This window comes from Bifidobacterium animalis subsp. animalis ATCC 25527 (assembly GCF_000260715.1).
Classification (GTDB): Bacteria; Actinomycetota; Actinomycetes; order Actinomycetales; family Bifidobacteriaceae; genus Bifidobacterium; species Bifidobacterium animalis.
Genome location: NC_017834.1, coordinates 1,080,996 through 1,103,295, shown reverse-complemented (window position 1 = coordinate 1,103,295; position 22,300 = coordinate 1,080,996). Strand labels below are relative to the sequence as shown.

Below are 22,300 nucleotides of genomic sequence, written 5' to 3'. Positions count from 1 at the left end.
GCCATAATCGAAGCATGATCGTGCATATTCATCTCGTCCGTCACGGACAGACATTCTTCAACCGCTACAACAGGCTCCAAGGCTGGTCGAACTCACCATTGACGCAATCCGGGCTCGACGACGCCATCCACGCGGGCAATGCATTGAAAGACATCACCTTCGCCGCAGCGTATTGCTCGGACACCACCAGAGCGCAGGTGACGGCACAGACGATTCTCGACATCAATGCAGCCAATGGGCATGACGTGCCGGCGATTCATGCCGACATGCACTTCCGTGAGCAGTTCTACGGCTATTTCGAAGGGCAGGACATGGGAGCGGCCTGGCTCGCGGCCGGGGGCCCGCACGGTGCTCCCACCTACCATGCCATAGTCGAGCAGTTCGGACTGGGTGCCACCCGGGACTTCCTCAAGGAGGCGGACCCATTCCACGATGCCGAGTCCGACGAGGAGTACTGGCGGAGAGTCGATGGCGCCTTCGCCCTCATTGCCGCCAATGCAGACCTTGGGGACGGCGACGATGTGCTCATGATCTCGCACGGCAATACGCTGTTGTCATTGATGCAGCGCTTCGCTCCTGCAGGGCACGACCTGAGTGAACGACCGGCCAACGGCTCCGTGACCATGATTGACTTCAATACCGTCAAGCCGCTGGACGATGCCATTGAGGTCATATCGTATAATCGACGCTAGCCGTTCAGGTCTGGGTGATTGGATAGGCTAAACGCGTATAAGTGTAGACGCAAACTGCTAGGAAAGAGGGCGCCATGGGTGCTGGAGAAATTGCGGGACTGATTGCGGCGATCGCATTTGCGATCCTTGCCGGTTTTCTGATCTACCCGCTGATCCGCTTGGGCAAGATGTTCGATCAGATCGCCGAAACGGTGAAGCAGACCGGCGACCATGCTCTCCCCGCATTGGACGAGGGTGTGACCACCGTCAAGCAGGTCAACAAGTCACTGGGTGACGTCAATGAGATCTCCGGGGCGGCCTCGAGCACGATGAACAACCTCGGTGCCCTGACGAACCTATACGGTTCCTTCCTAGGCAAGCCGATCATCAAGCTGGCATCCACCTTCTATGCGGTCAAGGTGACAGCGGCGTCGTTCATGAACAAAGGGAAGAAAAACCAGCCCGCATCGGCGGAGCAGAAAGGCAAGGGCGAGTGATGTTCAAACGAGTGTTTTGGGTCGCCACCGGTATGGTGCTAGGCGTACTCGCCGTTTCCAAGGCCACCGCGTACGTCAGGGCCAACACCCCGGACAAAGCCAGGCAGTTCCTCCTGGGGCCGGATCAGGAGAATGTGGGGATGCGTACACTGCAGGGTCTCATCGATCAGTTCAGGCAGGCCCAGCAGGCACGTGAAGAGGAGCTCAACCGGCAATACACCGCAAAGCTGAGCTGAAACACGCGAAGCCAATATCGTCAGTAGAACATCAATACAAGGAGCCGCATCACATGCGCACCGCTGAAATCGCACAGCGTTATCTCAATTACTTCAAAAAGCAGGATCATCTGGTGGTGCCATCCGCATCGCTGGTCTCGCCCAATCCGACCACGTTGTTCACCATTGCCGGCATGGTCCCGTTCATTCCGTATCTCATGGGGGAGCAGACCCCGCCAAGCCACCGCATGGCCAGCAACCAGAAGTGCGTGCGCACCCTCGACATCGAGGAGGTGGGCAAGACCACGCGTCACGGCACCTTCTTCCAGATGCTCGGGAACTTCTCCTTCGGCGACTACTTCAAGGAGGAGGCCATCCATTACGCATACGATCTGCTGACTTCGCCGCGCGAGGACGGCGGCTTCGGATTCGACCCGGAGAAGCTATGGATGACCACCTACACGGACGATGATGAGGCCCGTGCCATGTGGCGCAACGAAGGGGTGGATCCGGAGCACATCCAGATCCTCGGCATGGAAGACAACTTCTGGACCACCGGCGGCCCCGGCCCCGGCGGTCCCTGCTCGGAAATCTACGTGGACCGTGGACCCGAATACGGCAAGGAAGGCGGCCCCATCGCCGACGAAAGCCGGTATATCGAGATCTGGGACCTCGTGTTCGAGAACTACATGGTGGACAACGTCAAGTCGAAGACAGACCTGCACATCGCCGGTGAGCTCAAGCACAAGAACATCGATACCGGTGCCGGTCTGGAGCGTCTGGCATACCTGCTGCAGGGCAAGAACAACATCTACGAGACCGATGAGGTGTACCCCGTCATCGAGGCAGCCGAGAAGATCACCGGCATCAAGTACGGCGAGAACAAGGAGACAGACGTCAGGATGCGCGTCGTGGCCGACCACGTTCGTTCTGCGCTCATGATCATGAGCGACGGCGTGCGTCCGAGCAATGCGGGACGTGGTTATGTGCTGCGCCGCCTGATTCGCCGCACCATCGAAGCCATGCGTGTGCTCGGTGTGACCGATCCGGTCATGCCCCAGCTTCTGCCCGTGTCGGAACAGGCCATGGAACCGAACTATCCGGAGCTCGCCAATACCTTCCACGATGTGTCGGAGGCGGCATACGGCGAGGAAGACGCGTTCCGGCGCACGCTTACCAACGGTCTGGAGATCTTCGACATGGCCGTGGCGAAGGCGAAGAGCACGGCCGAGGAAACCAAGGGAGAAACCACCCCGGTTGTTTCCGGCGATGCCGCGTTCACCCTGCACGACACCTATGGCTTCCCGATCGAACTGACGCTGGAGATGGCGCAGGAGCAGGGGGTCAAGGTCGACGAGGCGAAGTTCCGCGAGCTCATGAACGAGCAGAAGTCCCGAGCCCGTCAGGATGCCCTGAAGAAGCGTCACAATGTCGATCTGAGCGAATACGACGACTTCAAGAACAAGCTGCAGCAGCCAATCGAGTTCCTCGGATACACGGAGGTCTCCACCCGCAGCCGCGTGCTTGGCATCATGCTTGAGGGTGTCGGTTCGGTGCCGGCTGTGAGTGCGCCGGCAACTGTGGAGGTCATTCTCGACCGCACGCCGTTCTATGCCGAGGCCGGCGGACAGCTTGCCGATCAGGGTGAGATCATCTCCGATGATGGTGCCGTGCTTGAGGTGGACGATGTGCAGAAGCCGATCAAGGACCTCATTGTGCAGCAGTGCCGTTTGATCGAGGGCACGCTCGTGGTGGGAGCCGAAGCCACGGCAACCATCGACGTCGAACGTCGTGGTGCCATCGCCCGCTCGCATACCGCCACACATATCGTGCACAAGGCCCTGCGTGAGGAACTTGGACCTCAGGCCACCCAGCGTGGCTCGGAGGATGCCCCCAACCGCTTGCGATTCGACTTCCAATGGTCGAAGGCACCCACCAAGGAGCTCATGAGCGCTGTCGAGGCCCGCGTGAACGACCGCGTGCGCGACAACCTGCATGTGAGCACCGAGGAGATGAAATTCGACGACGCCATTGCACTCGGCGCCATGCATCTGTTCGGTGAGAAGTACGGCGATGTGGTGCGTGTGGTCACCATTGGCGACGATGGCTGGAGCCGTGAGCTGTGTGGCGGCACGCATGTGGACTTCGCCGGCAAGATCGGTCAGGTGAACATTCTCTCCGAGGCATCCGTAGGCTCCGGTGTGCGACGCGTCGATGCACTGGTGGGGCAGAGCGCCTATGATTTCAACGCCCGCGAGCATGCACTGGTTTCCCAGCTCTCCGACACGTTGAACGCACGTCCCGATGAGCTGGCCGATCGCATCAACACATTGCTGGCCAAACTCAAAGACTCCGACCGCCGCCTTGCCTCGATGTACGAGGCTCAGCTGGCGTCGTCGGTGCCGGAACTCGTTGAGGCCGCCGCCGATTCGACCGCCCCTGTGGTGGTGGTCTCGAAGAACGTCGGCCACTTCGGATCGTTCGATGTGCTGCGCAAGACCGTCATGGACATTCGCGGACGGTTGGGTGACGACAAGCCGGTGATTGTCGCCCTCGCCGGCGTGAATGAGGACGACAAGCCTATGATTGCCGTGGCCACCAATGAAGCAGCCCGCAAGGCGGGGGTGAAGGCCGGCGATCTGGTTCGTGGCGCCTCCAAGATGCTTGGCGGCGGTGGCGGCGGCAAGCCCGATTTCGCCCAGGGCGGCGGTGCCGATGCCTCGAAGATCGATGCCGCGCTGGAAGCCCTGACGCAAGAGGCGATGCGCGCCTGATGCCGGGAATCTGGCTAGGACTTGATCTCGGGAACGCTCGGGTGGGGGTTGCTGCCTCCAACCCCGAGCGTTCCTTCGCATACCCCGAGGGCAACATTCGCGTATACGGCGACTATTTCCAGGCTTTCGACGATGTACTGAACCTTATCGAAGACAAGGCCGAAGAAGGCACACCCGTGACGGCCATCGCCATAGGATTGCCGCTGCAGATGGACGGTTCCGCGGGAAGCAGCGCCAAAAAGGCTCAGCGGTGGGCGAAGTCGTTGCGCAGAAGACTCGAGTCCGAAATGGAAGACCAGGGCTCTCACATCGGCGTGATGCCGGATATCATATTCATCGATGAACGATTGACAACCGTCGACGCACACCGTCGTCTGTTCGACGCGAATGTCAGCAGCAAGCAACACCGAGCCGTCGTCGACCAGCAGTCGGCGGTTGAGATCCTCCAGACGGCTCTTGATTGTGCACGCGATAACACAGAGGAGTTTTGAAGTGTCCGACGACCTGCATGATTTCTTCAATGCCGACGAATCCTGGGACGATGGCGCCGAACCGGCTCCCATGCCACCCATCCCTCCCCATAGCAGGCGCGAGATGCGACGCCAACGCGCGATGAGGAAACGCAGGAATCTCATCATCTGCATCATCGTCATCATCGCCCTCGCCCTCATCTCGGTCGGTGGGGTGTTCGCATACCGGGCCGCACGGAACTGGCGTCGTGCGAACATGGCCCATGAATCCCTCGTCGAGGATTATCCGGGACCGGGAGACACCGATGTCGCCTTCACCGTCAAGCAGGGCGAGGGCATCATGGAGGTGGGTGCCAATCTGGTGCAACAGCAGATCGTCAAGTCGGCAGACACCTTCGCCACCTACGTTTCCTCGAACGACAAGACGCTGTATCCGGGCACCTATGCATTGAAGACGCATATGAAGGCGTCACAGGCGGCGGACATACTCTCCGACCAAGGCAACGCGAAAGGCTTCGCGGAGGTGCGGCAGGGCGAACGAGTGTCCACCGTGATCGAACGGATCTGCGCCGATAACGACATCGACAAGACACGGTTCGAAGCGATTGTCAACAACAGGGACGAGGCGTCGAAGATCCTTCCCGCAGAGGCAAACGGCAACTTCGAAGGCTGGCTGGAGCCCGGCACCTACACTGTGGGGGATGTCGCGACCGCTCCCGAGCGGCTGCTCAAAGAGATGGTGGACGCGCGCATTCGCAAACTCGACGAGATGGGCGTTCCCCAAGGCGCGGAACGCGAGCGCATGCTCATCATCGCTTCCATTGTGGAGGCGGAGGTGAACTCATCGGACTACTACAGCAAGGTGAGCAGAGTGATCTACAATCGTCTCGACAAAGACATGACGCTCGGCATGGACAGCACCGTGGCCTATGGCGCTGGCATCAACGGCATGCAACTGACCAACGACCAGCTGCAAGACACCTCGAATCCCTACAACACCCGCGTGAATCGCGGTCTGCCGCCGACACCGATCAGCAATCCGGGTGATGACGCCATCGAAGCGGCCATGCACCCCGCCGACGGCAATTGGCTGTACTTCGTGACCACCGATCTGAAGACCGGTGAGACGAAATTCGCTGACACCGACGGACAGTTCCAGCAGCTTGTCCAGGAGTACCGGAGGAACAACCCGGACGCGAACTGACGAGCGGATGCGGGACCTGAAATTTCAGCTGGTCACGGCGGCTGCGCCCCGTCATGCACAACACATGACGGCAAGTGCAGCCGCCGTGGCTATCACCGGGACGAACGGCACCCGCAGACGTCCCACCCCATCACCGGTGCGTCCACGCGAACGTACCCGGGAATACACGGAATAGGCGGGCACCCAACCTACACCGAGCACGCCCATGCACAGCCAGAACCACAGAAAGCATTCGAGTCCGAAATACCCCGTGGCGAATCCCGCCATGCCACTGGCCGTGACATCACCAAGACCAAGCGCATGACGGGGGATCGCCATGGCAAGCGAAAGCTGCACTCCGACTGCACCCATCAGCCCGAAGCAGGCGCAGACGAAGGGCCACAGGTCGTGCGAGCGAATCCCCACCGCCAAGAAGACCGCGCATTGCACGGCCACACCTGCCATGACCCATGGGCGCGGCACAATGCGGCGCCTCAGGTCGGTGACCGAGATCGCGAGTCCACAGACCAAGCTCGGTATAGTGATTAGCCAATGCATATGGTTAAGATAGTCGGGATTGACGTAGAACAAAAGGAGTAGGCATGTTGCGTTGGCAGACCGCAGGCGAGTCCCATGGCGAGGCGTTGGTTGCGATGATCGAGGGGATGCCCTCAGGTGTGCGCGTGACATCGCAGGACATTCGCGATGCATTGGCGCGACGCCGTCTGGGGTATGGCCGTGGGGCTCGGATGAAGTTCGAGCAGGATCAGGTGCGCCTGCTGACCGGTGTGCGATTCGGCAGCACGTTGGGGTCTCCGATCGCCATCGAGATAGGCAACACCGAATGGCCGAAATGGACCGAGGTGATGAGCGCAGACCCACTTGACCATGAACTTGCGCGCGAGGGGCGCAATGCGCCGCTGAGCCGTCCGCGACCGGGGCATGCCGATCTGACCGGCATGCGCAAATACGGTTTCGACGATGCTCGTCCGGTGCTCGAACGGTCCAGCGCCCGCGAGACGGCATCGCGCGTGGCGCTCGGCGAAGTGGCCGCGCTGTTCTTGGAGCAGGTGGCGGGCATTCGAACCGTGAGCCATGTGATCTCGATTGGTGGTGCCGGCGTGGAGAGTGACAACACGCCGCTACCGGGCCCTGATGACGTGGCTGCCCTCGATGCTTCTCCGGTGCGCACCCTGGACAAGGATGCTGAGGAGCGCATGGTGGCCCGCATCGATGAGGCCAAGGCGAATGCCGATACGTTGGGTGGTGTGATCGAAGTCATCGCATATGGTGTGCCGGCAGGCATCGGCACGTACGTGGAATCGGATCGTCGGCTGGACGCCGCCCTGGCCGCCGCGGTCATGGGCATCCAGGCAATCAAGGGTGTGGAGATCGGCGACGGATTCCTCGAGGCTGGCCGCCCCGGTTCCATGGCACATGATGAGATGGCGCCAGGCGATGATGGCCGCATTGCACGCTTGTCGAATCGGGCCGGCGGCATCGAGGGCGGTATGTCCAACGGGCAGCCGATTCGGGTGCGCGCGGCCATGAAACCGATTCCCTCCATACCGCGCGCCCTGCGCACCGTGGACATCACCACTGGAGAGGCAGCCCAAGCCATCAATCAGCGCTCTGACAGCACCGCAGTCCCAGCTGCCGCCGTGGTGGCGGAAGCCATGGTGCGTCTGACACTAGCACAGCACCTGCTGGAGAAATTCGGAGGCGACAGCATCGAAGAGACGCGCCGCAACATCGAAAGCTATCTGGCCTCATGGCCGGAGCACATGCGTTAGGCGGTTGCAGGGCATGGCGCATAACTACAGGCACGCGGGCAAACCCCGCAGGCAACCGCAGGCCGTGATCATCGGCATGATGGGCGCGGGAAAGACTCGACTCGGCAGGGAGATGGCGCAGATGCGCGGTCTGCCATTTCTCGACGCCGACGTGGAGATCGAACGCGAGATCGGCATGAGCATACCGAACTATTTCGCACAATATGGGGAACCGGCGTTTCGCGAGGTGGAACGTGATGTGGTGTGCGATATTCTGGATTCCTTCGGCGGCATCTTCTCTTTGGGGGGCGGAGCGCCGATGACGAAGGCCATACGTCGGCGTCTGGCACAGTATGTGGCGCAGGGCGGTAAGGTGGTGTATTTGAAGGCCGACCCACATGAGGCCATGGAACGTGCCAACCGGGGAGGCGGTCGCCCCATGCTCACAGGCGATGCCGAGAAACGCTGGATGTCGCTGTTCAGACAACGCGACCCCGTATACCGCCAGGTGGCGAATCTGGTCGTACCAACGCGGGGTATGACACCCAAAGCCGCGGCGAAAAGGATGATAGAAATGGTTGCAGAGCATACTGTACATGTGGATGGTAAGGGAATCGAACCCTACGATGTGCGCATTGGGGAAGGAGCGTTGAGCCACCTGCCTGAAGTGCTGGGCAAGCAGCCTGTGCGCGTGGCGCTCATTCACACGCAGTCCGTGCAGCGCCATAGCGACCGTGCTCGCGGACTGCTGCGTCAGGCAGGCTATGAGGTATCGGACATTGTGATTCCGGACGCCGAGGCCGGCAAGACCATCGAGGTGGCCAATGGGATCTGGCAACGGCTGGGCACGGAGGGCTTCACCCGTTCGGATGCCATTGTGGGCATCGGTGGCGGGGCCTGCACGGATTTGGCAGGATTCGTGGCTGCCACGTGGATGCGCGGCATTCGCTACGTAAACTGCCCGACGTCGCTGCTCGCCATGGTGGACGCCTCCACCGGTGGCAAGACCGGCATCAACACACCTCAAGGCAAGAACCTGGTCGGCTCGTTCTACACGCCGGCCGGCGTGCTGGCGGACCTCCGCACGTTGACCACGCTGCCCAACGACATCTTCATCGAAGGGCTGGGCGAGGTGGCGAAATCCGGGTTCATCATGGACCCGCAGATTCTGCGCATCCTCGAGGACCATGCCGCCGAACTACGCGCGTTCAATGGCGAGACATTCCTGGGCACGCCTCTGGAGGACGTGGTCAGTGAGCTCATCGAGCGCACCGTCCGTGTGAAGGCACACCATGTGAGCGCAGATCTCCGGGAGGCCGGATTGCGCGAATTCCTCAACTACGGCCACACCTTCGGTCATGCAATCGAACAGCTCGAGCATTTCCGCTGGCGTCACGGCAACGCCGTGGCCGTCGGCATGGTCTATGCCGCCGAGCTGTCGAGCCTGACCGGGCACCTTGACCGTGACACGGTGGACTACACAAGGTCCCTGCTCACCAGCCTCGATCTGCCTACATCGTGGAACGGCGCCGGCTTCGATGAGGTCCTCGCATTGATGCATCGTGACAAGAAGGCCCGTGGCAACACGCTGCGGTTCGTGGGCCTTGAACGTGTGGGGGAGCCCTTCCATCTGAATGACCCCGATTCGGAGGTCGTCGAGGAGGCCTTCCACCGCGTGCAGAACCCGTGAATGGAATCGGTCTGGCAGGCGCGAGGTGAATATACGCCCAGAATGCAAAGTGGGGAGCCGACCGCCCGTACACGCTCCGGCCTCGCTATAGTGGAGAGCAGTCAACGGCAACGAATTGGAGGGACAATGGCAACGAAGTCACAGCCGATCAAGGTCATGGTGGTCAATGGGCCGAATCTGGGGCGGCTCGGAGTGCGCCAGCCGGATGTGTACGGTTCGCAGGATCTCGAGGAGCTGCGTCGACTCTGCACCCAGTGGGGGGTCGAATATGGCCTTGACGTCGATGTGCGCCAAACCGATGACGAAGCGCAGATGGTGCATTGGATGCACGAGGCCGCGGACCGGCGCATCGCCGTGGTGATGAACCCCGCCGCCTTCACCCATTACTCCTATGCGTTGGCCGACGCCGCGCACATGGTGCTCGACGCGGACCTGCCGCTCATGGAGGTGCACATCTCGAATCCGGCCGCACGCGATGAGTTCCGCAAGCGTTCGGTGATCAGCCCGGTGGCCACCGGCACGATCACGGGACTGGGTTACCTGGGATACAAGCTCGCACTCGAGGCCGTCGCAGAACTGATGAGATAGGGCGCCTCCCTTGGCCGCCCAGATTATCCCCGTCGCATCCGCGGCGGGGATTTTTCGTGCAAACGTGCGCATGATGCCTGATGGCATCGATCATATGGTTTTCGGATGCCTGCAATGACGCGACATCCGAATGCAATCGGTTGCGGACTCCGGTACGGCAAGCCATGGGTCATGCGTGCAATGCGTAGCGCGGGGGGCTTCAAACACGCAGTGCAAAGCGACGAAAATGCGTTGGAGGATGCACACGATCGGAAAACGTAATACATTGATGGGGATTCCATGCAAACGTATGCATGCGTTTATTGTCAAACACCTGTGGAATCTGCGCATGGCCGCGCGCAAGATGCATACGTCAGGGAAGAGGCGATTGCATATGCGCATTTGCATTGCATCGCCACTGGATTAGAAGGACAGGAACGACATGGTGATTCAGCACATGCACACCGCGTTTCGCCGGACCGCAGGCATCAGCGTGGCATTGGCCACGCTGTGCGCCGGTATGGTGATCGCGGCACCGAATGCGGCGAATGCGGCGCCAGCCGGCACCGGCAGTCCCCAGCTGCCGAAGGCCACGCACATACAGATGATCGCATTCCAGCAAACATGGAATACCATCGCGGAAGAATGCTGGCGCACCTATGGGCCCGAGGGGATTCGGTATGTGGAGGTGTCTCCTCCGCAGGAATCGATCCGAGGCACCCCGTGGCGGACCTCCTACCAGCCGGTCAGCTATCGGCTCGATTCGAAACTCGGCGCCGAAGCCGAGTTCAAGGCCATGGTGGAACAGTGCAATGCGGCAGGCGTCGGCATCATCGCCGACGTCGTGCTCCACCAGACGACCGGGTCGGACGTCGCCGCAGGTGAGCAAACAGGCGTCGCAGGCACCAGATACAACGGTACGACCGGCGACTACCCAGGATTCACCGGCGAGAGCAACCGGTACCCCGACGGCGTGACCGCCGCTGACTTCCACGACTACAACAACGGCGCGAGCATCTCCGATTACAAGAACCAGCAGGAGGTGCAGGAAGGCCGTTTGAGTTCGATGTGGGACTTCGACACGTCGAGCGAGAAGGTACGGCAGATTCAGTCGGATTACCTGGCCAAACTCTACAACATGGGCGTACAGGGCTTCCGCATGGATGCGGTCAAGCACATCAACAACGAGGACATGAAGGCCATCAAGGACCAGATGGCCAGAAAGGTTGGCACGAGCGCCGACGACATCTATTGGATCCAAGAGGTCATTGGCAACGCGAACGAGGCACCCGGCATCCAGCCGCGCAACTATCTTGGAACAGGAACCGTCACACAGTTCGACTACAAGTCGGACCTCAACGCCAAATTCAAAGGCAAGATCGCCGCACTCAAAGACCTTTCCACGCGCATCGGCGACCTATCGCAAAACCCGAACGCGATTGAATCCAAGGATGCGAACGTCTTCGTGACGAACTGGGACACAGCCCGCAACGACGGCGCGATCACGTACAAGAACGGTTCGATGTACGCGCTCGCGAACGCGTTCATGCTCGCCTACGACTACGGCACGCCGCGTCTGCTCTCCGACTATAAGTACGACGTCAACGACAACGGCGCGCCGGGTGCGACCGAAACCGCGGTGCCGGACGTTGATTTCAGCCAGACGTGCTCGACAAAGGACGCCGATTGGAACTGCCAGCAACGCTGGACGACGGCGCGAACAGCATCGCGTTCTCGCGCGGTGGCAAGGGCTTCGTTGCGATCAACAACTCAACTGAGAGCAAGGAGGCGGAATACTCGACCACGATGCCCGGCGGCGAGTACTGCGACGTCTACGCGATACAGGACTGTTCGAAGACCGTGACCGTCTCCGGCGGCAAGATCAAGGCGAGTGTGCCGGCCATGCAGGCCATAGCGATCTATGGAGGTGCCACGAAGGCGACGCACCCCGACTTCAAGGTGGCCGTTGATCCGAGCACTCCGGACGTCGTCATTCCGAACAACACCGTCAAGCCCGACGATCAGACGACGACCGTCTGGTACAAGCCCACCAAGAAGTGGGGCAAGGTCTTCGTGCACCATGGTGCCGGCAGCGACTGGACAGCCGTTCCGGGCGAGCAGATGGAAGGTCGGGATGCGCAGGGCTACTACAAGAAGACGATCGACACCAAGGGCGAGGAGCACCAGATCTGCTTCAACGATGGCGGCGGCGACTGGGACAGTGACAACGGCAAGAACTATCTGATCGCCAAAGGCATCACGCAGGTCGGCGTCGAGAATGGCGCGCTTAGTGTGGGCAACCCTGAAGCCGTCACAGGTCAGACACGTCTGCTCGTGCATTACAAGCCGGCGTCCGACGAGTTCATTGCAAACCGTGGTGTGTACGTCTGGGGCAAGGATGCCGCGGGAGCCGAGCTCGCGGGACAGCACCTCGCATTCACCGGTGAGGATTGTTATGGCAAGGTGGCCGAGCCGAAGTTCGACGGTACATTCAACAACCTCAATTTCATCATTACCACCGACGGCTGGAACAAGTTCGGTGGCGACCGTTCGGCCAAGGTCGCTGCCGATGGCACCGCCGAGGTGTGGGTGGACGGCACCGGTGCAGACGATGTCACGCTCGACAAGGCGCCAGCCGACTACCGCTGCACAGCGCAGAAGGTTGACGTGACGATCCACTACATGCGCAACGACGGCCTGTACTTCAACGCGGCAGACGCCGACACGAAGGTTCCTCAGTGGGATGTGTGGACCTGGAACTTCAACACGAACGGATTCGCGGCGAAATTCAAGAGTCATGACGATTGGGGTGGGCTCGCCCTCGCGTCCTTCAACAACTACGCCTACCCAGCTGCAGCCGATGGCACGTCCGACTTCGGCATGCTGCGCCGTTATGGCGCCGATGAGTGGAAGAGGAAGGACGGCGGTGATGATGACATCAAGATGACGGCAAGCGCGCTCGTCTTCGATAAGGCGACGAACAGCGCCAAGGCTGAGGTCTGGCTGCAGGACGATTCCACGGTCTATACCGCTCGCTAGGCCCTTGGTACGCGCATCACCTCCGCGGAGATCTCCGCAATGCGCGAGATCTCAGCCAAGCTTTCGAAGAATGCCGAAGTGAAGGCATCCGACGTCATCGTCTCCGATGCCGGCGGCCGGAAACTTAATGTCAAGGACGTGAAATCCGACGGTACCACCGTTACCGTCACCCTTGACCAGGATCTTGACATCAGGGGCAAGTACGCACTCGAAATCACCGACTTAGGTTTCGCTGACGCCGTTGCAGGCTCCGTGGTGCGCACCGATGAGTTCGACAGGAAGTATGCATACAACGGCGACGACTTTGGCGCGACATACGACAAGAATGGCACCGTCTTCAAACTGTGGGCTCCGACGGCACAGAAGGTTGAGCTCGTCACTTTCAGGTCCGCTGATTCCGCGGACGCTGAAGAGGCCGCTGTCGTGGAAATGAGACTTGGTGAGAAGGGCGTGTGGAACGCTACCGAAAAGGTTCCTTCCAGCACTGCCTACATCTACGGTGTGTCTTTCGCGGACGGCACGACGAACGATTCCGCCGACCCGTATGCCCGCGCATCCGTAGTCAATGGCCGCCGCTCCGTCGTTCTGTCCAACGCAGTGACGACCGTCAAGGATTCCAGGCGAATGGCCCCATTCACGAAGAACACCGACGCCGTCATCGCTGAAACCCACATTCGCGATCTGACGAAGAACGCCAACTCCGGCGTTTCCGAAGCGCACCGCGGCAAGTATCTCGGCATGATTGAGAACGGCACGAAGAACTCCAAAGGCAAAGCGACTGGCGCCGACTACCTGAAGGAACTCGGCGTCACGCACGTGCAGATCCAGCCGAATGCTTACGAGCTCGACACCCGCAACTCCACGGTCTCGTTCTTCAACGATTCGATCCGCGACGGTCTGAAGGGTTCCGTGTTCTCAACGGAAGACACCGATTTCGCAAGCGGCAAGCCGAACACCGAGGGTCTGATCCTGAACAACATGCTCGGCTGCCAGAATCTGGAAGGCATCTCGAAAGGCTCATTCTGCACGAACGGCAACGCGAACGTGAAATACGGCAATGCAGGGCAGATCGTCAACTATGTTGAGATCCATGACAATCTGACGCTCAGCGACAAGCTCAATGTCTCGCTATTCGGCAAGAAGACCGACGATGAGCTTGACGCAGCGCAGAAGACCGAGAAGATCAAGGTTTCGAAGCTCGCTGATTCAGCGGTCTTCCTTGCTTATGGCGTCTCCGAATTCCAGGTGGGCCAGGAGATGCTGCGCACGAAGGGTGGCGACGAGAACAGCTACAATGCTGGCGATGACACCAACAAGCTCGACTGGGATCGCCTCAACGACGCCGAGTACGCGGACAACGCGCAGTACATGCGCGATCTGATCAAGATTCGCAAGTGCAACGCTGTGCTCCGTGTCGGCGCCTATGACACGATCAACAAGAACGCGAAGGTGCTGAAGTCCGCCGATGGCCTCGTCGCATACGAGGTCAAGGATGGCAACGGCGCGAACTACGTGGTTGTGCTCAACCACAATGATCAGCCAACTGATCTCAGTGGTGTCACCGCAGGCAAGTACGGCGTGCTGGTCTCCAATGGCAAGACCTATCTGCATCCAGCAGTCTCCGATACGACGGCAGCTGCAGCTGATGCCGCACCAGCGGATACCGGCAAGGATGTCTCGAAGGCAGGCAGCACCGTGCAAATCGCGGACGGCGATGCCATTGCGGTTCCTGCCAAGAGCGCCCTGCTGCTCGGCCCAACCGCGGCGATGACTGAGCCGGACGACAACCCGACTAACCCGAATTATCCGGATAATCCGGATAATTCGGATCATTCGGATCAGCTTGACAAGCCAAGTGGCAACAACGCTCATGATGGCGCCAACAATGCTGCCAATGGTGCGAACAACTCGTCAGCCCCAAATGGCGGCACGGCGTCCACTGGCTCGTCGATCGCGGTCATCATTGCGATGGTCATTGTGCTGCTCATCGCTGGCTCCGGCATGCTGATCAGGGCTCACTCTTCCAGTGAGTGAACATTGAACCGGCAAGAGACAGGCGCCTGAATAGGCGAAATACAAGAGGGCGTGTTCGCAGGTGCGCCCTCTTGTTGTTGGAGCGAAGATGATGCAACGCAGCGTCGAGAAAAATCCCTTTGTGTATGTCATGCCAGAGCGATACCATGAAGACCCATGGCTAGAAGACAACATGGCAATGCTCAAGAACACGTCACCAAGCATATTTTCGTCACTGGCGGCGTTGTTTCCTCCCTTGGCAAGGGTCTTACCGCTTCCTCTCTTGGACGTCTGCTGCGCAGCCGGGGACTGCGTGTGCTGCAGCAGAAACTCGACCCGTACATCAATGTCGATCCCGGCACCATGAACCCGTTCCAGCACGGTGAGGTCTATGTGACCGAGGATGGCGCGGAAACCGATCTCGACATCGGCCACTACGAGCGTTTTCTGGACGTCTTCCTTTCACAGAAGGCGAACGTCACCACCGGCCAGATCTACCAGGAGGTCCTTCGCAAGGAACGTGCCGGCGAGTACCTCGGCCAGTGCGTGCAGGTGATCCCGCATATCACGAACGAGATAAAATCCCGTATGCGTGCGCAGGCCTCCGATGACGTCGACGTGATCATCACCGAAATCGGCGGCACGGTGGGTGACATCGAATCGCAACCGTTCATGGAGGCCGCACGTGAGGTGCGTCGTGATCTCGGTCCCGAGAACTGCATGTTCATCCATGTATCGCTTGTGCCCTACATTGCCGCCGCCCACGAGCTCAAGACGAAGCCGACGCAGCATTCCGTGATGATGCTGCGACAGCTCGGCATCTCGCCTGATGCACTCGTGCTCAGGAGCGACCGTCCGCTCAACCAGTCCATCAAAGACAAGATCTCGCTCATGTGCGACGTTGACTCCGAGGGCGTGGTGAACTGTGTGGACGCCAACAGCATCTACGATGTGCCGAAGGTGCTGTTCGACGAAGGTCTTGACGCCTATGTGGTCCGAGAGCTCGGCCTGCCGTTCCACGACGTTGATTGGGACGAGTGGGAGGACCTTCTCGAACGCGTGCACCACCCCAAGCATGAGGTGAACATCGCCATCGTCGGCAAGTACATCGACCTTCCCGATGCGTACCTTTCGGTCACCGAGGCCATCAAGGCCGGAGGTTTTGCCAACTGGGCCAAGGTCAACGTGAAATGGGTCGCCGCTGATTTGTGCGAGACGGAGGCCGGTGCGGCTGCGGCCCTCAACAATGTCGACGGCATCGTGATTCCGGGCGGCTTCGGCATTCGTGGCATCGACGGCAAGATCGGCGCCCTGCGTTTCGCACGCGAGCACAAGCTTCCGGCACTTGGACTGTGCCTGGGGCTGCAGTCGATGGTGATCGAATATGCCCGTGACGTGCTCGACATCAAGGATGCGAATTCCTCAGAGTTTGACCCGGAGTGCGCGAATCCCGTCATCGCCACGATGGAGGAGCAGAAGGACATCGTCGCCGGCAATGGCGACATGGGCCATACGATGCGTCTGGGCTCCTATCCGGCGGAACTGCTCGAAGATTCGCTGGTCGCCAAGCTCTATGGCACCACCCATGTGACCGAACGCCATCGTCATCGTTACGAGGTGAACGTGGCATACAAGGATCGTCTGCGCGAGGGCGGTCTGGTCATCTCCGGCCAGAGCCCCGACGGCGAGCTCACCGAATTCGTGGAACTGCCGCAGGATGTGCACCCGTTCTATGTCGCCACCCAGGCGCATCCGGAGTTCAAATCGCGCCCGACCAAGCCGCACCCGTTGTTTGCCGGTTTGGTGAAGGCTGCGTTGGACCATCAGGAGGCGCGTGACACCAAGAAGGCCACTGCCGAATAGGGCCTGCGTGCCGTCGGTGAGGCGGCTTTATGAAGAATGCACGAAACATGGTCATGAACCGCTTGCTGTTCATGACCATGTTGCATAATATGGACAGGCCCAATTCCTTTTGGGATTTCTTTGGGGAGTGTTTTCAAGGAGCAATATGACTTTTCCATCCGGCAATGGTGGGTTCTCTTCGAACGGAGCCAACAATCAGGTGCCATCGGATGCCAGCGACATGCGTGATTTCGAGTCGACGCAGGTGTTCACGCCGATGCAGGATGTGCCACTGCCTCCACAGCCCCCACAGCAGCACGCTTCCAATGCAGGCATGAATGGGCCTGCCGCAGGAAAGAGGCACCATGTATGGCCATGGATCGTGGTGGCGCTGGTCGTCGTGCTGGCAGGCGCCTGTGCCGGTCTTGTGGCGTTTTTCAATATCCGCGCGCTGCCCGGCACCACGCTCTGGGGAGTTGACGTGTCCGGAAAGACGCAGCAGCAGATTGTCCAGACCATTTCCAACGAGGTGGACGGCACCAAGATTCCGGTGAGCTACGAGGGCAAAACCGGGTCGGTCACGCTGTCGGACCTCGGCGTCAAGGTCGATGCACAGCAAATCGCCCAGGAGGCAGTGGATGCGAAACGCCATGAGAACGTATTCGCCCGATATGCACCATGGGCGAAGCATGACGTGAACCCGGCCATTGATGCCAAGGATGCGAATCCGGAAGTCCTCGATGAGCAGCTGGGCACCAACAGCATCAAACCCGTCGACGCCAAGCTGCAGGTGGGCGATGATGGCAGCACCATCACGGTCATCGAAGGCACGGAGGGTCACGGCGCCGATCCGACCGAGACCGCCAACGAGGCGGTGCGTGTCGTGCAGTCCCTGGGAGCGCAGAAACCGAAGACCGTGGAGGTGCAGCTCAAGACCATCTCGCCGGCAATCACCACCGATGAGGCGAACAAGGCCAAATCCACGTTGGACAAATTGATGGCACAGAAGCCGGGCGTGTACATTGGCAAGGAACGGTTCGCCGCATTCACACCATCTATGATCCTCGCCGCGACGACGATCGACCCGAACGGCAACGGCACGCTGCCACAAGGCCAGATCCGCAACGGCAACGTCGTCTACGATGCGACTGTCCTGCAGAAGGCATATGACGAGCAGATAAAGCCGAACATCAAGTCCACCAAGGAAGATCGCGAGGTCATCGTCAACAACAACGGCACCGAGATCGAAGTGATCAAGGAAGGCCATGATGGTGTGACACTCGACGATGGTACAGACGCCAACATCGGCACCAAGGCGATCGATGCGTTTGGCAAGGGGAACGGGACCGTGTCCGTTTCCGGCAAACTCGACCCGATGAAGGTGAAGGAGACAAAACGGCACGTTGTGGTCGATCTCTCGGATCACACCGTGACCGCTTTGGAGAACGGCAACGCGGTGAAGACGATGCATATGTCCGCAGGCCAAGGCAACGACTATGCCACCGGCAAATGCCAGGCCTCGGGCGACATGTGCACGCCAGAAGGTGATTTCGAGATCTGGCTCAAATACCCATCTCAGAATATGTCGGGCACGTTGACGCTTTCGGACGGCAAGAGGGAGACGTGGGACGTCAAGAACGTCGGCTTCGTCAACTATTTCTCGAAGAGCGGCTGCGCCATCCATCGCATTGCCACGCAGACCCCATACACCGATGCGCAGATTCAGGCCTTGGGTGAGAACACCTCCCACGGTTGCGTCGGCATCGGCTGGGACATGGCGGAATGGTTCTACAACTGGTGCGTGGATGGCACCAGCGTGCACGTCCAGCAATAAGGGGCAACAAAACTAGAAAGGCCCGGCGAGTTCTAGAACTCGCCGGGCCTTCGTTATCCGAAAGCATGCCACATGGGGCGGCCGCTATCGTCGTCGAGTCTTGCAGACGTGATGAACATTACGGGAGAAAAGTGATGAAAAACCTAGATTTTTGTCATTCCTTCTGTTAGGTTAAGACAGGAACGAATTTGATAGGAGGCAGCGCAAGTGGCAGACAACCAGGCGCCCCATGCCGCACGGGATGTGGAGATGAATCAGTACATCGCCGATCGCGGTCGCGTCAATGAAGACAAGCTGCGACAGGACGACGAGATCATCGAGCAGTTCGGCGAATACAGCTACGGATGGCATGATTCCGACGCCGCAGGAGAAGCGGCGAAAAAAGGCATCGATGAGAACGTGGTTCGTGAGATCTCGGCGGACAAGCACGAACCTGAGTGGATGCTCGACATGCGTCTGCGTGGTTACCGGGCGTTCATCGAGCAACCGATGCCGAAATGGGGTGTGGATCTTTCGGGATTCCACGCACAGGATTTCAAGTACTATGTCAAGCCCGTCGGCAAGCAGGCCGCAAGCTGGGAGGACCTCCCTGAGGATATCCGAACCACCTACGACAGGCTGGGCATACCCGAGGCCGAGAAGAGCCGCCTGGTTTCCGGTGTTGCGGCCCAGTACGAATCCGAGGTCATCTACAACTCCATTCAGGATGATCTTGCCAAGCAAGGCGTCATCTTCGTCGACACCGACACCGCCGTACGTGAGTACCCGGAACTGGTGCAGAAATACTTCGGAACGGTCGTCCCCCCTGAAGACAACAAATTCGGGGCCCTGAACACGGCAGCATGGTCGGGCGGCTCGTTCGTGTATGTGCCCAAGGGCGTGCATGTGGACATTCCGTTGCAGGCCTACTTCCGCATCAACACCCCGAACATGGGGCAGTTCGAACGCACGCTCATCATCGCCGACGAAGGCTCCTACGTGCATTACGTGGAGGGGTGCACGGCGCCGATCTACTCGACCGACTCGCTGCACGCCGCAATCGTCGAGATCATCGTCGAGAAGAACGCCCGCGTCCGGTACACCACCGTGCAGAACTGGTCGAACAACGTGTACAATCTCGTCACGCAACGCGCCTACGTGCGCGAGGGTGCCACCATGGAATGGGTCGACGGCAACATCGGCTCGAAGGCCACCATGAAATACCCCGCCTGCATCCTTGCCGAACCCTACGCCAGCGCCTCCACGATGTCGCTGGGTTTCGCAGGCAAGGGGCAGTATCAGGACACCGGTGCGAAGATGATTCACTTGGCCCCCCACACCTCTTCCACCATCGTCGCGAAGTCCATATCGCGAGGAGGTGGGCGTTCCGCCTATCGAGGACTCGTCAAGATCGTCGACGGCGCCGAAGGGTCGAGCTCCAATGTGGTGTGTGATGCGCTGCTGGTCGATGACTTCTCACGTTCCGACACCTACCCCCATGTGGATGTGCGCGAGGACGACGTCTCGATGGCCCATGAGGCGACCGTCTCGAAGGTCTCCGAGGACCAGCTGTTCTACCTGATGAGCCGCGGCATTGAGGAGAAGGAGGCCATGGCGATGATCGTGCGTGGATTCGTCGAGCCAATCAGCCGCGAGCTGCCCATGGAATACGCGCTCGAACTCAACCGTTTGGTTGAATTGCAGATGGAAGGATCGGTGGGCTGACCTATGGCAGACCCAAAGGAAATCAACATCCCGGTGGCGGATCCAAATGACCCGTATGCGGTTCCCGCCGCCATGCCGTCGAGTGCCGACACGGCGCCACGCTCATTCGAAGTGGAGACGTTCCCGGTGCCCACGCGCAAGCAGGAGGATTGGCGATTCACGCCCGTCGACCGACTCAGTGAATTCTTCGATGTGTTCGAACCCAGCGGTCGAACGCAGGTGAGCGTGACGATGATCGATGGCTCCGCAGTGGACGGGTCCAAGGTCGATGTGCGCACGGTGAACATGGGCGAAGACCTGAGCGGTACCGTGGGCATGCCGAATGACCGTGTCTCCTGCGTCGAATGGAACAGTGCCAGGGAATCCACGATCATCGAACTCAAGCAGGATCTCGAGCATCCCGTGCTGGTCAAGGTGTTCGGAACCGATGACGCTCTGGATGCCCTGCATCTGGTCATCGCAGCCGACGCTCGCGTCCATGCCGATGTCGTCGTGGAGCACTATGGCAATGCCAGACTCGCCGAAGGCGTGGAGATCGTCACCGGCGAGGACTCCCACATCAGCACGACCTTCATTCAGGAATGGGACCGTGGCTCCAAGCATGTGGGCAACCATCGCATCCATGTGGGCAAGGAGGCATTGCTGCGTCATTCGCAGGTCACGCTCGGTGGCGACGTGGTACGCATCCGCATGGATCAGGATTTCGGCGGCGAGCATGGCGAGCTCAACATGCTCGGCATTTACTTCGTCGATCCAGGCGAGCATATCGAACACCGTACGATGGTCGTGCACAACGAACCCGAATGCAAGTCCCGTGTGGTCTACAAGGGTGCGTTGAGCGGCAAGGGCGCCCATTCCACGTGGGTGGGCAATGCGCTGATCCAGCCCACCGCACCGGGAACCGACTCCTACGAACTCAACCGCAATCTGGTGCTCACGCCGGGAGCCGTTGCCGACTCCGAACCGAATCTGGAGATCGAGAACGGCAACATAGTGGGCGCGGGGCATGCCAGCTCGGTCGGCCGTTTCGACGACGAGGAACTGTTCTACCTGGAATCGCGCGGCATCCCCGAGAAAGAGGCTCGAAAGCTCGTCGTGCGCGGTTTCTTCGGCGAGCTCGTCGAGGAGATCGGCATCGATGAGATCGCCACGCATCTCATGCAGGCCATCGACCGTCGCCTGGTGCGCGGTGAGAACGAAGCAATGACGAACGTTTTGGAGGAGAAGTAATGTCGACGTTGGAAATCAGGGATCTTTACGCATCGGTGGAGACGAAGGAAGGCCGCAAGCAAATTCTGCGCGGTGTCAATCTCACGGTGAACTCGGGCGAGACCCATGCGATCATGGGACCGAACGGTTCAGGCAAGTCGACGCTGGCCTACACTCTGGCAGGCCACCCGAAATACGAGGTGGATTCGGGTGAAGTGCTGCTCGACGGCGAGGATATTCTCAAGATGACGCCGGATGAACGCGCCAAGGCGGGCCTGTTCCTGGCGATGCAGTATCCGGTCGAGGTTCCCGGCGTCTCCATGACGAACTTCCTGCGTACCGCCGTCACCGAGGTCACTGGCAAGGCGCCGGCGATCCGTACGTGGGCGAAGGAGCTTTCCAGCGCGATGAAGGATCTCAAGATGGATCCGAAATTCGCTTCGCGCTCCGTCAACGAAGGGTTCTCCGGGGGTGAGAAGAAGCGGGCCGAGGTATTGCAGCTCGAGATGCTCAAGCCGAAGTTCGCGATTCTCGACGAGACGGATTCCGGACTTGACGTCGATGCGCTGCGCGTCGTGTCTGAGGGGGTGAATCGTGCCAAGGAGAGCAACGACTTCGGCATCCTCATGGTCACCCATTACACGCGTATTCTCAAGTACATCAAGCCCGACGTCGTGCATGTGTTCGCGCAGGGTCACTTCGTGAAGACGGGAGGCCCGGAGTTGGCCGACGAGCTGGAGGAGACCGGTTACGACATGTACCTGCCGGAGGGTTCAGATTCCGAATCTGCTTTGGCGTGAATGACCCATGACTATTCGTA

General features: G+C 59.9%; 18 protein-coding genes. 17 read left to right on the top strand and 1 reads right to left on the bottom strand.

Translation table 11 applies throughout. The features are described 5' to 3' along the window. The first annotated feature begins 14 nt into the window (after positions 1-14). The 6 genes from BANAN_RS04700 (at position 15) to mltG (ending at position 5,831) form a co-directional block, all read left to right on the top strand. Positions 15-692, top strand: coding sequence for a histidine phosphatase family protein (locus BANAN_RS04700; protein WP_014697781.1), 678 nt, complete (start codon positions 15-17; stop codon positions 690-692). Between the two features lie 74 nt (positions 693-766). Beyond that, a complete protein-coding gene (locus tag BANAN_RS04695) occupies positions 767-1,168 on the top strand; it encodes a DUF948 domain-containing protein (RefSeq protein ID WP_014697780.1) in 402 nt (133 codons plus the stop codon). After that, entirely contained in the window at positions 1,168-1,404 is a 237-nt protein-coding gene (locus tag BANAN_RS04690) for a hypothetical protein (RefSeq protein WP_014697779.1), read from the top strand. Before BANAN_RS04695 ends, BANAN_RS04690 begins: the two co-directional genes overlap by 1 nt. 53 nt (positions 1,405-1,457) lie before the next feature. Then, the gene (alaS, locus tag BANAN_RS04685; protein ID WP_014697778.1) at positions 1,458-4,157 is read left to right on the top strand and encodes an alanine--tRNA ligase; all 2,700 of its coding nucleotides are present in this window, start codon (positions 1,458-1,460) and stop codon (positions 4,155-4,157) included. Further along, entirely contained in the window at positions 4,157-4,648 is a 492-nt protein-coding gene (gene ruvX / locus BANAN_RS04680; protein ID WP_014697777.1) for a Holliday junction resolvase RuvX, read from the top strand. Before alaS ends, ruvX begins: the two co-directional genes overlap by 1 nt. Position 4,649: 1 nt before the next feature. After that, a complete protein-coding gene (mltG, locus tag BANAN_RS04675; RefSeq protein ID WP_014697776.1) occupies positions 4,650-5,831 on the top strand; it encodes an endolytic transglycosylase MltG in 1,182 nt (393 codons plus the stop codon). A gap of 51 nt (positions 5,832-5,882) precedes the next feature. On the opposite strand, the gene BANAN_RS04670 is transcribed toward mltG, so the two are convergent. Continuing rightward, the gene (locus BANAN_RS04670; RefSeq protein ID WP_041777131.1) at positions 5,883-6,368 is read right to left on the bottom strand and encodes a prepilin peptidase; all 486 of its coding nucleotides are present in this window, start codon (positions 6,366-6,368) and stop codon (positions 5,883-5,885) included. A 44-nt stretch (positions 6,369-6,412) separates the two neighbouring features. Here BANAN_RS04670 and aroC point away from each other — a divergent pair, with 44 nt between their 5' ends. From aroC to sufC, 11 genes are all read left to right on the top strand, one after another. Further along, positions 6,413-7,603, top strand: a complete 1,191-nt coding sequence (aroC, locus tag BANAN_RS04665) for a chorismate synthase (RefSeq protein ID WP_014697774.1) — start codon at positions 6,413-6,415, stop codon at positions 7,601-7,603. A 13-nt stretch (positions 7,604-7,616) separates the two neighbouring features. Continuing rightward, positions 7,617-9,272, top strand: coding sequence for a bifunctional shikimate kinase/3-dehydroquinate synthase (locus BANAN_RS04660; RefSeq protein WP_014697773.1), 1,656 nt, complete (start codon positions 7,617-7,619; stop codon positions 9,270-9,272). A 126-nt stretch (positions 9,273-9,398) separates the two neighbouring features. Further along, the gene (aroQ, locus tag BANAN_RS04655) at positions 9,399-9,860 is read left to right on the top strand and encodes a type II 3-dehydroquinate dehydratase (RefSeq protein WP_014697772.1); all 462 of its coding nucleotides are present in this window, start codon (positions 9,399-9,401) and stop codon (positions 9,858-9,860) included. A gap of 499 nt (positions 9,861-10,359) precedes the next feature. Further along, entirely contained in the window at positions 10,360-11,703 is a 1,344-nt protein-coding gene (locus BANAN_RS08620; protein ID WP_162178377.1) for an alpha-amylase family glycosyl hydrolase, read from the top strand. After that, positions 11,601-12,878 (top strand): pullulanase-associated domain-containing protein, encoded by a 1,278-nt coding sequence (locus tag BANAN_RS08615; protein WP_237705852.1) that lies wholly within the window; start codon positions 11,601-11,603, stop codon positions 12,876-12,878. Before BANAN_RS08620 ends, BANAN_RS08615 begins: the two co-directional genes overlap by 103 nt. A gap of 39 nt (positions 12,879-12,917) precedes the next feature. Then, positions 12,918-14,912: a pullulanase gene (locus BANAN_RS08610; protein WP_014697769.1), complete on the top strand. Its 1,995-nt coding sequence runs from the start codon at positions 12,918-12,920 to the stop codon at positions 14,910-14,912. Between the two features lie 156 nt (positions 14,913-15,068). Then, complete coding sequence (locus BANAN_RS04635; RefSeq protein WP_041777007.1) at positions 15,069-16,754, top strand: CTP synthase; 1,686 nt, start codon at positions 15,069-15,071, stop codon at positions 16,752-16,754. Between the two features lie 145 nt (positions 16,755-16,899). Then, positions 16,900-18,567: a L,D-transpeptidase family protein gene (locus tag BANAN_RS04630; RefSeq protein ID WP_014697766.1), complete on the top strand. Its 1,668-nt coding sequence runs from the start codon at positions 16,900-16,902 to the stop codon at positions 18,565-18,567. 249 nt (positions 18,568-18,816) lie between these two features. After that, on the top strand, positions 18,817-20,271 hold the full coding sequence (gene sufB, locus BANAN_RS04625; RefSeq protein WP_193349131.1) for a Fe-S cluster assembly protein SufB: 1,455 nt from the start codon (positions 18,817-18,819) through the stop codon (positions 20,269-20,271). Between the two features lie 3 nt (positions 20,272-20,274). Then, positions 20,275-21,501 carry a Fe-S cluster assembly protein SufD gene (sufD, locus tag BANAN_RS04620; RefSeq protein WP_014697764.1) on the top strand — a complete coding sequence of 409 codons (1,227 nt, stop codon included), beginning with the start codon at positions 20,275-20,277 and terminating at the stop codon, positions 21,499-21,501. Beyond that, entirely contained in the window at positions 21,501-22,280 is a 780-nt protein-coding gene (gene sufC / locus BANAN_RS04615; RefSeq protein ID WP_014697763.1) for a Fe-S cluster assembly ATPase SufC, read from the top strand. The genes sufD and sufC overlap by 1 nt, the downstream gene beginning before the upstream one ends. The last annotated feature ends 20 nt before the right edge of the window (positions 22,281-22,300 follow it).